Genomic DNA, 14,709 nt, shown 5'->3' with positions numbered 1-14,709 from the left:
GCAGGAGCCCCGACCGCCACGCCCGATGCCCTCATCCGCCGCTCCTGCCATATCGAAAAGTCACGATATAACGACGTAGCACGTTGCGGATCACCGTGAAACGGCGTGGAATCGAGATGTCAGTGACGCGCCAACAGAATGACCGCGCTCCCCACCAGGCAGATCGCGCCGCCCGCCAGGTCCCATCGATCCGGACGCACACCCTCGGCTGCCCAGAGCCAGAGCAGCGACGCGGCGATGTAGATGCCACCATACGAGGCGTAGGCGCGGCCGGCAGAGGCGGTGTCGATCCGGGTCAGCAGCCACGCGAACAGCACCAGCGAAACCACCGCCGGCAGCAGCCACAGCGCCGAGCGACCGTTGCGGGCCCACGCCCAGAACCCGTAGCAGCCGGCAATCTCGGCCAGTGCTGCCAGCGCATACGCCGCCAGCGTCGTCACGGCGCCGCGGCTCCGGGAGGCGTCTCGAGGCGGGACCGATACACCAGCGGCCAGTCCTCGGGCGCCAGGCCGCGGCAGGCGATCATCAGCCGGGCGGTCACCAGCCGGAAGCGCTGCCCGTCCCAGCGGTAGCGGCGCAGGTCGCCGCAGTCGCCGAGACCGCGGCCGGGGGCGATCGCGGTGATCGCGTGTCCGTCCTCGCCGGTCTCGGCGTTGATCAGCACGCCCGGCGGCCCTGCACCGACCTGCGGCGGGGCGGTGAACCCGGCCGGCGCGACCCGGCCGGTCGCCCGGTCGGCCAGCACGAACAGCGACGCACGGTCGAAATTGCCGCTGCCGCACGGCACCTGCCAGAGCGTGACCGTGGACGACAGAGCCCAGGCGCTGGCATCGTTGGCGGGATCGTCGGCATCCTCGCGGCGACAGGCCGCCACCGACGCGAGCGCCGTCACGCCGGCCGGCAGGTGATGCGGGTCGGGCGCCGGGACCGGACCATCGGGCACCGCCATCACCAGCGGCAGAGCCTCCGGCACCCGCCGCTGCCTGGCGTCGATCCAGTCGAGGGCGGCGGCAAGCCCGGCGAGCCGGATCACGCCCAGGCTCGCCTGCCGGCCACCGGGCCGCTCGGCCTGCAGCAGCAGCCGCCCGCCCGCGCGCAAGACCGGCAACAAGGCTGCCACCGCACCGGCACCGAGGTCGCCGCGCTCGGCGCCGGACGCGCCCGCAGGCTGCACCCGCACCGTGACCGCGACACCCCGGCGGGCGCCCACCATGCGGACCGAAGCCGGCGGCGGCAGCGGTGCCGGTTGCAGCAGCAGCGTCACCACGGGCGCCGCGCCGCGTGGCCGGCCGATGATCAGTGTGGCCTGGGTGTCGTCGGCGCCAAAGCCGTCCAGGGTGCAGTCGAGCGCGTTGTCGCAGGTCGCCAGCCAGTCGCCGAAGGCCCGCGACGCCGGCTCCTCATGCGGCCCGGCCGTCCCGCGCGACGCCGCCAACCCATCCGCAGGACACAGCACCGGCGCGCAAAGAACCGCCCCGCACAGCATCGCTCGCCTGCACAGCGCCCGCCTGCACAGCGCCCCCCTGAATAGCGCCCCCCTGCATAGCGCCAAGACCGCGGCCCCTCGCCTGCCCATCCCGGACGGAGCGCGGCGGTCAGTCGCGATCTGCAACCTCCCGGTCGCCGAGTGCATCCACCACATAAAGCTCGCGCACCAGCACCATGCAGGCGGCGGCCAGCGGCGTGCCCAGGATGATGCCGATCGGGCCGAACAGCGTGCCGGAGACGGTCATCGCCATCACCGTGATCGCCGGCGGGAGCTCGACCATGCGCTTCTGGATCAACGGCGAGATCATGTAGCCCTCGATCAGGTGCACGCCCAGGAATACGCCCAGCGTCAGCAGCGCCAGATGCGGGCTGACCGAGAAGGCCACCAGGACCGCCGGCACCCCGGCCATGAAGGCGCCGAAATACGGGATGAAGGTGAGCAGCCCGGCGAGCGCGCCTAGCGCCAGCGGCACCGGCACCCCCAGCAGGCTGAGGCCGAGTGCGGTCAGCACCGCCACCACCAGCATGTCGAGGACCTGGCCCAGCAGCCAGCGACGCAGCGTGCGTCCGGTCTCGTGCAGGATCTCGCGGCCGCGCGCCCGATGCCGTATCGGCACCAGCCGCAGCGCGCCGTTGATGTAGGTGTGAGGCGACGCTGCCAGATAGAGTGCGGTGATCACCAGCAGGACCAGCGAGGCCACGAGGTCGAGGCTGACACCCAGCACCCGCATCGCCGGCGCCGCCATCGAACCCGGGACACCGCCACCCGGCTGCAGATGCTCCGCGATCCGCTTGCCCCATCTGGTCTGGCCGTACTTGTCCTGGAGCGTGTGCAGCTCCTTGGTCACGCTGTCGAACAGGTCGCCGCCCTGCTGCGCCAGCGACGGCCCGATCGCCAGCACGAACCCCACGGCGATCGCCACCAGCACCAGCGACACCAGGGCCAGCATCCATGTCGCCCTGACGCCGGTGCGCAGCGACAGCCAGTCCGCGGTGCCACGCAAGGTGGCGGCGAGCAGGATCGCGAAGAACAGCAGCAACGCCACCGACCAGAGCAGCCACAGCAGAAGAACTGCCGCCGCCACGGCCGCCGCGACCTTCAGCGCCGTGGCGATGCTCCAGGCGGGTGACCCCGACGGTCCGTGCGCCGACGGGGCCGGTGGGAACGGCAGCAGGACAGGTGCGGCGGTCTCGATGATGGGCAGGGGCATGCGGGGACAATCCTCACCGGAGGTGTCCCCGATCCTCACCCAGAACGCCGGCCGAGGCGAGACCGTTCCGGCCCCGGCCCCGCGCGCCCGCAGGGTCAGAACACGAAGTGCAGCAGCCAGTAGAGGCAGCCGGCCAGGGTGATCGCCACCGGCAGGGTGAGGATCCAGGCGAGTGCCAGGTTGCGCAGCGTGCTCATCTGCAGCCCGGAGCCGTTCGCCGCCATCGTGCCGGCAACGCCGCTGGACAGGATGTGGGTGGTGGAGACCGGCAACCCGTAGGCTTCCGCCGCCCCGATGGTGACCATCGCGACGATCTCGGCCGCCGCACCCTGGCCGTAGGTCATGTGGGTCTTGCCGATCTTCTCGCCGACGGTCACGACGATCCGCTTCCAGCCGACCATGGTGCCGAGCCCGAGTGCCACCGCCACCGACACCTTCACCCAGACCGGGATGAAGCGGGTGCCGTTGTTCAGATCGCCGGTGAAGCTCTTCAGCGTCGCCGCTTCCGGCGCCGAGAAGCTGGCGCCGGCCTTGGGCAGCGTGCGGATCGCCTCGGCGACCAGGTACATGTCGTTGCGAACGTTGGGGACCGCCTCGGCCGGCACCTTGCGGAGTGCCCCGAAACTGCCGATCTGGCCGCCGATATCGTTCGAGAGCGAGGCGAGTGCGGCATACACCTGCGGCGTGTTCAGCGCCCTCGTCTTGACCGCGGTATCGACGGTGCCGCGGGCGTCCTTCGGGTCCATCACCGGCGCGTTGCCGGAATGTGCCTGGAACACCGCGGCCGCCTGGTGGCTCATCTGCACGAAGGCCGGGGTGTGGCTCTCCGGGATCGCCCGGTTGAGCGCGAACGCGGTGGGGGCGGCGCCGATCAGGATCAGCATGATCAGCCCCATGCCCTTCTGCCCGTCATTGCCGCCGTGGCTGAACGAGACGCCGGTGCAGGTGAGGATCAGCAGGCCGCGGATCCACAGCGGTGGCGGCTGGTTGCCCTCGGGCGCCTTCCAGAGGTCGGGCCGGCGGATCAGCAGCTTGCCCAGCAGCAACAGGCCGCCAGCCGCGACGAAGCCGATGATCGGGCTGAAGATGAGCGCCTTCAGCACCTTCCAGGCCTGGTCCCACTGCACCCCGGAACTGGCGACGCCCACCGGGGTCATCAGCTGGTTGGCCAGGCCGACGCCGAGGATCGAGCCGATCAGCGCATGCGACGAGGAGTTCGGGATGCCGAACGCCCAGGTCACCAGGTTCCAGATGATCGCCGCCAGCAGCAGCGCGAAGATCATCGCGTAGCCGCCGCCGCTGCCCGAGTTCAGGATCAGGTCGATCGGCAGCAGCGTGATGATCGAGTAGGCGACGGCGCCGGTGGAGACCAGAACCCCCAGGAAATTGAAGAAGCCGGACCAGACGACGGCGATCGACGGTGCCAGGCTGCGTGTGTAGATGACGGTGGCGACGGCGTTGGCGGTGTCGTGGAAGCCGTTCACGAACTCGAACCCGAGCGCGATCAGCAATGCCAGACCGAGCAGCACCAGCGTTCCGATCGCCAGCGGTGCCGCGTGGGTCGCGTGCATGTCGGATACCAGGCCGTACACGGCATAGCCGAGGCCGCCCACCAGCAGCACCACGAACAGGATCACGCTCGAGATGCCGGGCAAGCCTCGTTTCTGCCGGTCGGGTGTGTCGCGGGACGGTGCGAAGGGGCTGCTCGAGCCGAGGGTCGCGTCTGACATTGGGTGCCCTGATGACATTCAGTCTCATCTTCTAGACCAGGCTGATCGTTTCGGCTGCAGACCAGATATGACGGTTTCATGACACCTGAAGGACACCGCCGCCCGATGCCGATGCCGCACCCATGCTGACCTATCTCCTGATCGCCCTCGGCGGCGCGATCGGCAGCGTCGGCCGTGCCTGGCTCGGCAACGTCGTGGTCTCGCTGGCCGGCGCGTCGTTCCCGTGGGGCACGCTGCTGATCAACGTGCTCGGATCGTTCACGATCGGCTTCTTCGGCACGCTGACGGCGGCGGACGGGCGGTTTCCCGTGGCCAGCGACTGGCGCAGCTTCGTGATGATCGGCCTGTGCGGCGGCTTCACCACCTTCTCGTCGTTCAGCCTGCAGAGCTTCGATCTGTTGCGTGACGGCCGTCCGGCGCAGGCGCTGGCCAATATCGCCCTGTCGGTGCTGCTGTGCCTGGGGGTCGTGGCGGTCGGCTACGCCAGTGCCCAGGCGATCCGTGGCGGGCTGCCGGGACCTCGCCTTGCGGCAATCACGCCCGCGCCGGGGGCCGGGTTCGCAGAGCGCATCCTGGTGGTGCTGCATCGTCCCGAAACCGCCGCTCGCCAACTCGATGCGGCAGCCCTGCTGTTGCGCGGCAGCAGCGCCGGCCGGATCACCGCACTCGCGATCGAGCCGGGCCCGGACACCTCATGGCTGCCGGCGGTGGAGATCGTGACGCGTGCGCGGCGGCAGGCGGTCGCCGAGCGGCGTGGTCGCTGGATCGGGCCGCTGAGGGAGAGTTTCGACGACTGGCAGGACGCGCAGCCGGCGAACGGGATCCAGGCCAGGTGGGTCGAGGTTGCCGGGCGCGATCGTGCGGCGCTGCGCGAGCACGCCACCTGGGCACAGCTGCTGCTGATGGAGCGGCTGGACGATCCGCTTAACGCCCGGCGGATCCACGACGCGTTGCTGCTCTCGCGCCGGCCGGTGCTGCTGATGCCGCCGGAGGGTGGGCTGCCGTTCGGCCGCACCATCGCCATCGGCTGGAAGGATGGCGAGCCGGCGCATCACGCTGTTGCCTCGGCGGCGCCGCTGCTGGAGCGGGCGAGCCAGCTGGTGCTGATCCGCATCGGACACCGCCCGGGCGACGATCGGGACGCGCTGCCCGCGATGCTGGCCAGGGTCGCGGATACGGTGCCGATCCGCGAGATCAGTGAGCGGCTGTCGGACGACGAGGCGGTCGGTAAACAGTTGCTGCGGCTGGCGCACGAGGCCGGCGCCGATCTTCTGGTGATGGGTGGCACTGCGCGCGGCTCAATGGCCGAGATGCTGCTGGGGGGCGCGACCGGGACGGTGCTCGATATCGCCGATATCCCGGTGCTGATGCAGCACTGAGCGGCAGCGGTGGCGGCACCTCGCGTCACGCCACCGCCCGAGATCGTGCCTGCGTCGGTCAGCCGGTCATGATCACCTGCGCGGGCTTCTCGGTTTCCGGTGCCGCAAGGTAACGCGCATATTCCTTCGGCACCACGTGCCAGAACTTCGGCAACGCCTTGGTCCATTCATGCAGCAGCAGGGCCGCGAACCGGCTGCTGGTCTCACGTGCGTGCGTCTCCACCAGGCGAAGCAGCTCGTCGTGCCAGCGTGCCTCGGTGACGCGTGCCCAGGTCAGGGTGTCGGGATTGGCACGGATCTCGAAATCACCTGCGCTGTCATAGACGAACGCCATGCCGCCGGTGAAGCCCGCACCGAAATTGTCGCCGACCGGCCCCAGCACCACGACCGTGCCACCGGTCATGTATTCGCAACCGTTCGAGCCGCAGCCTTCGACGACCGCCACCGCACCGGAGTTGCGCACCGCGAATCGCTCACCCGCCTGCCCGGCCGCATACAACGCGCCCGACGTCGCGCCATACAGCACCGTGTTGCCGATGATCGCGTTGTGGTTGCTCGCCAGCTGCGACGAGGGCGGCTGGCGCACGACGATGGTCGCCCCCGACAATCCCTTGCCGACATAGTCGTTGGCGTCGCCGATCACGTCGAGCTTCAGCCCCTTGACCGCGAACGCGCCGAGCGACTGGCCGGCGGATCCGCGCAACCTGACCGTAAGGTGTCCGTGCGCCAGGGTCTCCTGGCCGAACCGACGCACGATGCGGCTGGAGATTTTCGTACCGATCGCCCGGTGCGTGTTCTGCACGTTGTAGTGCAGCTGCATCTTCTCGCCATGCTCGAACAGCGGCTTGGCGTCCGCGATCATCTGCGCGTCGAGGGTTTCCGGCACCTCGTTGCGGCCCTCGCGGGTGCAGTAGCGCGCATGCGGTCCCGGATCGGCCTGGGCAAGCAGCGGGTTCAGGTCGAGATCGTCCAGATAATCCGCACCGCGGCTGACCTGGTGCAGCAGGTCGGTGCGGCCGATGATCTCGTTCAGCGTCCGGGCGCCGAGCGAGGCCAGGATATTACGCACGTCCTCGGCGATGAACGAGAACAGGTTGATGACCTTCTCGGGCGTGCCTTCGAACTTCTCTCGCAGCTTGTCGTCCTGCGTGCACACGCCGACCGGGCAGGTGTTCGAGTGGCACTGCCGCACCATGATGCAGCCCATCGCCACCAGGCTTGCGGTGCCGATGCCGAACTCCTCGGCGCCGAGCATGGCGGCGATCACCACGTCGCGTCCGGTTTTCAGCCCACCATCGGTGCGCAGCTTCACCCGGTGACGCAGCCGGTTCAGCATCAGCACCTGGTGCGCTTCCGCCAGACCCATCTCCCAGGGCAGGCCGGCATATTTCACCGAGGTCTGCGGACTTGCACCGGTGCCGCCGGAATGGCCGGAAATCAGGATGCAGTCGGCCTTCGCCTTGGCGACGCCGGCCGCGATGGTGCCGATGCCGGAGCGCGCCACCAGCTTCACCGTGACGGTGGCCTCGGGGTTGATCTGCTTCAGGTCGTAGATGAGCTGCGCCAGATCCTCGATCGAATAGATGTCGTGATGCGGCGGCGGCGAGATCAGCGTCACGCCCGGGGTCGAATGGCGAAGCTTGGCAATCAGCCCGGTGACCTTGAAGCCGGGCAGCTGTCCACCCTCACCCGGCTTGGCACCCTGCGCCATCTTGATCTCGATCTCGCGGCAGTCGTTCAGATACTGCGCGGTGACGCCGAAACGCCCGGATCCGACCTGCTTGATCGCCGACGAGGCATTGTCGCCGTTCGGGCGCGGCTTCGAACGCGCCGGGTCTTCGCCGCCCTCGCCGGAATCCGACTTCGCGCCGATCCGGTTCATCGCGATCGACAGCGTCTCGTGCGCCTCGGGGCTCAGCGCGCCGAGGGAAATTCCCGGTGACAGCAGGCGCTTCCGGATCTCGGTGATGCTCTCGACATCCTCGACCGGGATCGCGGTGCGACCGTTGCGGAAATCCAGCAGATCGCGCAAGGCGACCGGTGGCTGCCGGCGCACCGCGTCCGCATAACGGCGATAGGTCGTGAAGCTGTCGTTGGCGACGGCGGTCTGCAGCGTGTGGATCAGCCCGCCATCGAATGCATGCACCTCGCCCAGCCGGCGAAGCTTGTAGAGCCCGCCGACGGGAAGCATGACAGCATCCGTGTTCCAGGCGACCTTGTGGAAGCCCAGAACATTGCGCGCCAGCCCCGACAGCCCGATACCGGAAATACGCGACTGCATCCCCGGAAAGAACTCCGCGACCAGTGCCCGCGACAGCCCGATCGCCTCGAAATTGTAGCCGCCGCGATAGGATGCCACCACCGATATGCCCATCTTGGACATCGTCTTCAGCAGGCCCTTGTCGACCGCCTTGCGATAGCGCTCGACCGCGGTGCGCAGCGGCAGATCACCGAACAGGCCGCGACGGTGTCGGTCGGCAATGCTTTCCTGCGCCAGATAGGCATTCACCGTGGTTGCGCCGACACCGATCATCACCGCGATCGCGTGCACGTCCAGGCTCTCGGCGGTCCGCACGTTCAGGCTGGTGAAGGTGCGCAGCGAGGTCAGCACCAGGTGCGTATGCACCGCTCCCGTCGCCAGGATCATCGGGATGTAGGCGCGTTCGGCGCATTGTGCCTCGTCGGTGAGGAACACATGCGTGCACCCCTCGCGCACCCGCTGCTCCGCCTCGCGCCGGATGCGGATCAGCGCCTCGCGCAGGCCGGCCTCGCCGTTCTCCGCAAGGAACGTGCAATCGATGACGCAGGCGCTGGCGCCCAGGAAATCGAGCAGCGCCTGATATTCACCGCTGGTCAGCACCGGGCTGTCGAGCTGCAGCAGCTCGCACTGGCTGCTGTCCTCGTCGAGCACGTTGCCGAGATTGCCGAGCCGCGTGGTCAGGCTCATCACGCGGGTTTCGCGCAAGCTGTCGATCGGCGGGTTGGTGACCTGGCTGAACGCCTGGCGGAAATAATGTGCGAGCCCGCGGTATTTCTCCGACAGCACCGCCAGCGGCGTGTCGTCGCCCATGCTGCCGATTGCCTCGGAGCCGTCCTGCACCATCGGATGCAGGATCATCTCGAGCTCCTCGAGCGTGGTGCCGACCGCGTTCTGCCGCCGCCGCAATTCCTCGCCGGACCAGTAGGTCGGCTCGATGGAATCACTGCGCACGATCCGGTCGATCTTGTGGATCCTTGAGACCCAACCTTCGAAGTCCTGCCGCGACGACAGCAGGTCGAGCAGCTCCTCGTCGCCATACAGCCGGCAATGATCGAGATCGAGCGCGATCGTCTGGCCCGGCCCGAGGCGGCCACGACTGACGATATCGGCCTCGGGGATCTTCACCATGCCGGTTTCGGAGCCGACCACCAGCATCTGGCTCGCCGTCACGGTGTAGCGCAACGGGCGCAGGCCGTTGCGATCCAGACCGGCGAAGACCCAGGTCCCGTCGGTGCCGCAGATCGCCGCCGGTCCGTCCCACGGTTCCATCACCGCATTGCAGTACTGGAACATGGCACTATGGGCCGCTTTCATCTGCGGCTCGTACGCGATCGCCGCCGGCACCAGCAGCGCCTTTGCCATTGGCGCGTCACGGCCGGTGAACGTCAGCAGCTCGAACACGTTGTCGAGCGTCGCAGTATCGGAGCCGCCCGCCTGGATGACCGGCTTGATGTCGTCCATGAACGGATCGAGCACCGGATCCGCCAGCCGGGTCTCGTGGCTTTTCATCCAGTTGGTGTTGCCCGACACCGTGTTGATTTCGCCGTTATGGGCAAGCTTGCGGAACGGCTGGGCGAGTTTCCAGGTCGGGAAGGTATTGGTCGAGTAGCGCTGGTGGTAGATCGCGAACCGGCTGACGAACCGTGCATCGAGCAGGTCGGGATAGAAATCCGACAGGTTCTCGGCCAGGAACATGCCCTTGTAGATCAGCGAACGGCAGGAGAGCGAGCACATGTAGAACTCGCCCACCTGGGCCGCGATCACCTGCTTCTCGATCCGCCGGCGAATGACATAGAGGTCACGCTCGAAATCCACCTCGGCGGAATGCCGCGCGTTGCGGATCATGATCTGCTCGATCTCGGGGCGCGTCGCATTGGCTTTCTCGCCGATGCAGGCGGTGTCGATCGGCACCTGCCGCCAGCCATAGATGCCATAGCCGAACGCCAGGATCTCGGTCTCGACGATCTGCCGGCAGCGCTCCTGCGCGTTCAGGTCGGTCTTGGGCAGGAACACCATGCCCACCGCGATCAGGCTGCCGTCCGGCTTGTTGCCGGTGCGGCTGATCGCGTCGGCAAAGAAGTCCTGCGGGATCTCGACATGGATCCCGGCGCCATCACCGGTCTTGCCATCGGCATCGACCGCGCCGCGATGCCAGACCGCGCGCAGTGCCGCAATGCCGGCCTCGACGATGTCACGACGCTTCTTGCCGTCGAGTGCCGCGACCAGCCCGACGCCGCACGCATCGTGCTCCATCGACGTATCGTAGGTGCCGGCCAGAACGGCAACGTTGGCGTCCCAAGCGGCAAGGAACTCGGCGGCGGTCTCGACACCCATGGCGGATCCGTCCTGGCTATTGGTCACAGCTTGATCCCCTGCTGGCGCAACGCATCGGCTTTCGCCTTCAATATATCGGGGATGATCTGTTTGCCCCATTCGACGCCCAGCGCCATGACCTGCGGCGTCGCCTTGTCCTGGATCTCGATGGCCTTCCGGCCCAGCGGCGAGCGGTAGAAAGCGTCGAGCGCCTGAAGATCCGCGAGCGACGCATCGACGGCGTAGAGCATGGCGATCTCCCGCAGGAGATCGGGAAGGTGCGCACGGAACGCCGGCAGCAGGATCTGGTCGAACACCTTCGCTGCCGTCTCAGGCTGCTGGCTCCGGCGCTGCAGCATCGGCACCATGACCGTCCGCATTATGTCCAGGACCTTGCTGGCACGCGCTTCGCCGCCGGTATCGCGCATGAGTTGCTCCGCCGCCGCCAGGGTCGCCGGGTCCGGCGTCACCGGAGCGGTGTGCGCGCGTGCGATCTGCATCCCGAACACCAGGGCGCCCGCCAACGCGATGCCGACGCCCATGCGCCGCACGCACGCCCTCATTCGGCGGCAACCGCGAGGCCCTGCTCGACATGCGCCTCCATCCAGCGATGCATCTGCAGCGCCGCATCGCGCCCGTCGCGGATCGCCCACACCACCAGGCTGGCGCCGCGCACGATGTCGCCGGCGCCGAACACCCCGGGCAGGCTCGTCATGAAACTCTTCTGTCCGACCTTCAGCGTGCCCCAGCGCGACACCTCCAGCGCCTCTTCGCCCCAAAGCCGCGGCAGCTCCTCCGGATCGAAGCCCAGCGCCTTGATCACGATGTCGGCCTCGAGCGTGAAGCCGCTATTCTCTACCGCATCGACCGACTGTCGCCCGGAGGAATCCGGCAACCCGAGCCGCATCCGCACCGCCCGCACGCCGGTCACCCGCTCGTCGCCGAGGAACGCTTCGGGGGCGGCCAGCCAGACGAACTCGACCCCCTCTTCCTCGGCGTTCTTCACTTCGCGAAGCGAGCCCGGCATGTTGGCACGGTCGCGCCGGTAGAGGCATTTGACCGACTTCGCGCCCTGCCGAACCGCGGTGCGCACGCAATCCATCGCGGTGTCGCCGCCGCCGATCACCACGACGTTCTTGCCCGCCGCATCCAGCAGCCCGCTATCGAAGTCCGGTACCGCGTCGCCGAGCGAACGCCGGTTGGATACCGTCAGGTAGTCGAGCGCCTTGACGATCCCGGGCAGCCCGGAACCCGGTCCGCCGAGCTCGCGCGACTTGTACACACCCGCGGCGATCAGGATCGTGTCGTGCCGCGCACGGAGTGTGGAGAACGCGATCTCGGTGTCGGTATCCTCGACACCGATGCCGCGACCGAGATGGAATTCGATCGCGCCTTCCGCCAGCAGCGCATGCCGGCGCAGCACGATGTCCTTTTCCAGCTTGAAGCCGGGAATGCCGTAGATCATCAGGCCGCCGACGCGGTCGTAGCGGTCGTACACATGCACCTGGTAGCCGAGCTTGCGCAGTTCTTCCGCCGCCGCCAGGCCGCCCGGGCCCGCCCCGATGATGCCGACCGATTGCGCGCGCTCGACCCGCGGCCGCACCGGCTTCACCCAGCCCTGCTCCCAGGCATTGTCGGTGATGAAGCGCTCGACCGCGCCGATGGTGACGCTCTCGAAGCCCTTCTCGATGACGCAGTTGCCCTCGCAGAGCCGGTCCTGCGGGCAGATCCGGCCGCAGATCTCGGGGAAGTTGTTGGTCGCCGAGCTGACCTCGTACGCCTCCTCGAGCCGGCCCTCGGCGGTCAGCTTCAGCCAGTCGGGGATGTTGTTCGAAAGTGGGCAATGGATCGAGCAGAACGGCACGCCGCATTGCGAGCAGCGGCTGGATTGCACTTCCGCCTGGGAGATGTCGAAATCGCGGTAGATCTCGTCGAAATCCTGCCGCCGTTCCGTGACGACGCGCTTCTCCGGCTGGTGCTGCAGCACCGACACAAACTGCAGCATGCGATCCGCCATGCGTCGCTCCCCGTCAGGACCCGGAGGCATCATCTCGAAGCCGGGTCACGAACTCCAGCATAAACGGCGTCGGACACAGCCGAAAAGACAGGCTTGCTGCCCTATCTCAGGAAATTCACGGTTTTGCGAGGACGAGCTTCGAGGCAACCGCTCGGATTAGGGCCGATCCGGTCCTGTTATTCGAGAACCTGCTTGCGGCCACCGCCCGGGCGGTAGCGGGAGATGTAGGCGGGCACCACCAGTTCCACCGGCGTCGCAACGATCCCGAGCGCTTCCAGTCCAGCGGTGCCGTCGCCGACCACGTTGTCGCGGGACAGCATGGCAAGCTGGTCGCGGGTCAGCGGCTTGCCCGGAACATGCTCGAGAAAGGCGGCCTGGATGCGTGCCAGGCCCGGCGGCACATCGATCAGCGGCCGCTTGCGGTGCATCTGCGCCAGCATCCAGGCAAGCAGCTCACGGAAGCTCCAGACCCGTGGGCCGCCGAGCTCGAACAGCCCGCCGGCTGGAGCATGCTCCTGCACCACCGCACGCACCGCATCCGCCACGTCGCCGACATAGACCGGCTGCAGCCGCGTATCGCCACTGAACACCGGCATGATCGGCGACAGCCGGGCCATCGCGCCGAACCGGTTGAAGAACGCGTCCTCCGGTCCGAACACCACCGAGGGCCGCAGGATGGTGGCGCCCGGGAATGCCGCGCGCACCGCCGCCTCGCCGCCGGCCTTGCTGCGGCCATAGGCGCTGGGGCTCTCCGGGTCCGCGCCGATCGCCGACATCTGCACCAGCCGCGCGGTGCCCGATGCCGCCGCCAGCCGCGCGATCCGGCCAGGACCCTCCTCGTGCATGCGCTGGAAGTCGCCCTTGCGCGCTTCCGCCAGGATGCCGACCAGGTTCACGACGATGCTGCTGCCGGCCACCGCGCGCGCCACCGAGGCCTCGTCGTCGATCGAGGCGTAGGTCGGCACCACCTGCCCGACCCGGCCCATCGGCCTGAGCGCATTGGCGTTGGCCGGATGGCGCACCGCCACCCGCACCACGTGTCCGTCCGCCGCCAGCCGGCGTACGATGTAGCGCCCCAGGAAGCCGGAGCCGCCGAACACCGTTGCCACGCTGCGCGTTGCCATACCTGACGATCCTCATGCCCGTTCGCCGGCGTATGACGACCTGTCACGCCGATGATCTTCGCGTGGCGCACTATAGACACCGTCGCCTCCGCCTCAAGGCGCGCCGGTGCCGAAGTCCATGCGGCGCACCCCGACCGGAGCCCGGTGCCCATCACGCGCCTGCAACACAGGCAGTTGACGCCACCCCGACGCCCCGGTAAATCGCCGCCACCACCCGCGGATCGGTTGTCCGCGGTTGCCCCTTAAGCCCAGGTGGCGGAATTGGTAGACGCGCAGGTTTCAGGTACCTGTGGCCGAAAGGTCGTGGAAGTTCGAGTCTTCTCCTGGGCACCATAGGGCATACGACATCCCGGCCGATCGGTCGGGATGGCCCTGGCGGTGGGGCGGCCATCCGAGGGCCAGAACCGTGAGCATCACCCAATTCATGTCGAACGCGACCATCCACCTGCATCAGGGCGACCTGCCGGACGGTATCTCGTTCGGGCCGTCGGTTGCGGTCGACACCGAGACCATGGGGCTCAACCCGCATCGCGACCGGCTCTGCCTGGTGCAGCTCTCCGCCGGCGACGACACCGCCCACCTGGTGCAGATCGTGCCCCCTCGCCTCGGCGGCCATGGTGCGGACTGTCCCAACCTGAAGCGGCTGCTGGCGGACCCGGCCACCCCCAAGCTGATGCATTTCGCCCGCTTCGACGTGGCCGTGCTGCAGCACGCGCTCGACATCACCGTGGCGCCGGTGAAATGCACCAAGATCGCCGCCAAGCTGGTGCGCACCTTCACCGACCGGCACGGCCTGGCGCAGCTGTCGCGCGAGCTGCTCGGCGTCGAGATGAGCAAGCAGCAGCAGACCTCGGACTGGGGTGCGCGCGACCTGACCCCCGAACAGCTTGCCTATGCCGCCTCCGACGTGCTCCACCTGCACGCGCTATGGTCACGCATGGAGGCCCTGCTGGTGCGTGAACAGCGGCTCGAGCTGGCGGAGGCCTGCTTCGCCTTCCTGCCCGCCCGCGCCCGCCTCGACCTGCTCGGCTACGAGGTTCCGGACATCTTCGCCCACTAGCCCGGGTTGGCCCACCTGGACGCGGCGATCGACGGCCCTTCCGGGCGACGGCCGATCACGAGTGGTTACCTAAGGTTAGGTTGACGGCCTTCTTGCGCGTGCTCATACAAACTCGGCTCCCAGACGC

At 68.2% G+C, this 14,709-nt stretch carries 10 protein-coding genes, 1 tRNA gene and 1 pseudogene; 4 read left to right on the top strand and 8 right to left on the bottom strand.

Annotation, left to right across the window (positions count from 1 at the left end; translation table 11 throughout):
• Positions 1–119 precede the first annotated feature (119 nt).
• The 4 genes from ACOEQ2_RS00320 to ACOEQ2_RS00305 all read right to left on the bottom strand — a co-directional run bounded on the left by ACOEQ2_RS00320 (position 120) and on the right by ACOEQ2_RS00305 (position 4,429).
• Entirely contained in the window at positions 120–440 is a 321-nt protein-coding gene (locus ACOEQ2_RS00320; protein ID WP_419729420.1) for a YnfA family protein, read from the bottom strand.
• Positions 437–1,456: a DUF1176 domain-containing protein gene (locus tag ACOEQ2_RS00315; protein WP_419729419.1), complete on the bottom strand. Its 1,020-nt coding sequence runs from the start codon at positions 1,454–1,456 to the stop codon at positions 437–439. The genes ACOEQ2_RS00320 and ACOEQ2_RS00315 overlap by 4 nt, the downstream gene beginning before the upstream one ends.
• A 139-nt stretch (positions 1,457–1,595) precedes the next feature.
• Positions 1,596–2,699: an AI-2E family transporter gene (locus tag ACOEQ2_RS00310; RefSeq protein ID WP_419729418.1), complete on the bottom strand. Its 1,104-nt coding sequence runs from the start codon at positions 2,697–2,699 to the stop codon at positions 1,596–1,598.
• 95 nt (positions 2,700–2,794) lie between these two features.
• Entirely contained in the window at positions 2,795–4,429 is a 1,635-nt protein-coding gene (locus ACOEQ2_RS00305) for an inorganic phosphate transporter (protein WP_419729417.1), read from the bottom strand.
• 122 nt (positions 4,430–4,551) lie between these two features.
• Between ACOEQ2_RS00305 and crcB the strand changes: the two are divergent.
• Together crcB and ACOEQ2_RS00295 are read left to right on the top strand one after the other, a co-directional pair.
• Positions 4,552–4,938, top strand: a pseudogene (gene crcB, locus ACOEQ2_RS00300) (fluoride efflux transporter CrcB); the annotation flags it as partial.
• Positions 4,939–5,331: 393 nt separating this feature from the next.
• Positions 5,332–5,808 (top strand): universal stress protein, encoded by a 477-nt coding sequence (locus tag ACOEQ2_RS00295; RefSeq protein WP_419731285.1) that lies wholly within the window; start codon positions 5,332–5,334, stop codon positions 5,806–5,808.
• A gap of 58 nt (positions 5,809–5,866) precedes the next feature.
• Here the strand turns inward: ACOEQ2_RS00295 and gltB are convergent, their stop codons facing one another.
• The 4 genes from gltB to ACOEQ2_RS00275 form a co-directional block, all read right to left on the bottom strand.
• Entirely contained in the window at positions 5,867–10,402 is a 4,536-nt protein-coding gene (gene gltB / locus ACOEQ2_RS00290) for a glutamate synthase large subunit (protein WP_419729416.1), read from the bottom strand.
• A 23-nt stretch (positions 10,403–10,425) separates the two neighbouring features.
• Positions 10,426–10,809 carry a DUF2059 domain-containing protein gene (locus ACOEQ2_RS00285; RefSeq protein WP_419729415.1) on the bottom strand — a complete coding sequence of 128 codons (384 nt, stop codon included), beginning with the start codon at positions 10,807–10,809 and terminating at the stop codon, positions 10,426–10,428.
• Positions 10,810–10,940: 131 nt separating this feature from the next.
• A complete protein-coding gene (locus ACOEQ2_RS00280) occupies positions 10,941–12,398 on the bottom strand; it encodes an NAD(P)-dependent oxidoreductase (RefSeq protein ID WP_419729414.1) in 1,458 nt (485 codons plus the stop codon).
• A gap of 176 nt (positions 12,399–12,574) precedes the next feature.
• Complete coding sequence (locus ACOEQ2_RS00275) at positions 12,575–13,522, bottom strand: complex I NDUFA9 subunit family protein (protein WP_419729413.1); 948 nt, start codon at positions 13,520–13,522, stop codon at positions 12,575–12,577.
• A gap of 246 nt (positions 13,523–13,768) precedes the next feature.
• Between ACOEQ2_RS00275 and ACOEQ2_RS00270 the strand changes: the two genes are divergently transcribed.
• Both ACOEQ2_RS00270 and ACOEQ2_RS00265 read left to right on the top strand, forming a co-directional pair.
• Positions 13,769–13,855 (top strand) — tRNA-Leu (locus tag ACOEQ2_RS00270).
• A gap of 91 nt (positions 13,856–13,946) precedes the next feature.
• Positions 13,947–14,582: a ribonuclease D gene (locus ACOEQ2_RS00265; RefSeq protein WP_419731284.1), complete on the top strand. Its 636-nt coding sequence runs from the start codon at positions 13,947–13,949 to the stop codon at positions 14,580–14,582.
• Positions 14,583–14,709 lie beyond the last annotated feature (127 nt).

The organism is Lichenicola sp., assembly GCF_965198575.1.
GTDB lineage: Bacteria > Pseudomonadota > Alphaproteobacteria > Acetobacterales > Acetobacteraceae > Lichenicola.
The sequence above is the reverse complement of the archived record's forward strand: the minus strand, read 5'-3'. Positions and strand labels throughout refer to the sequence as shown.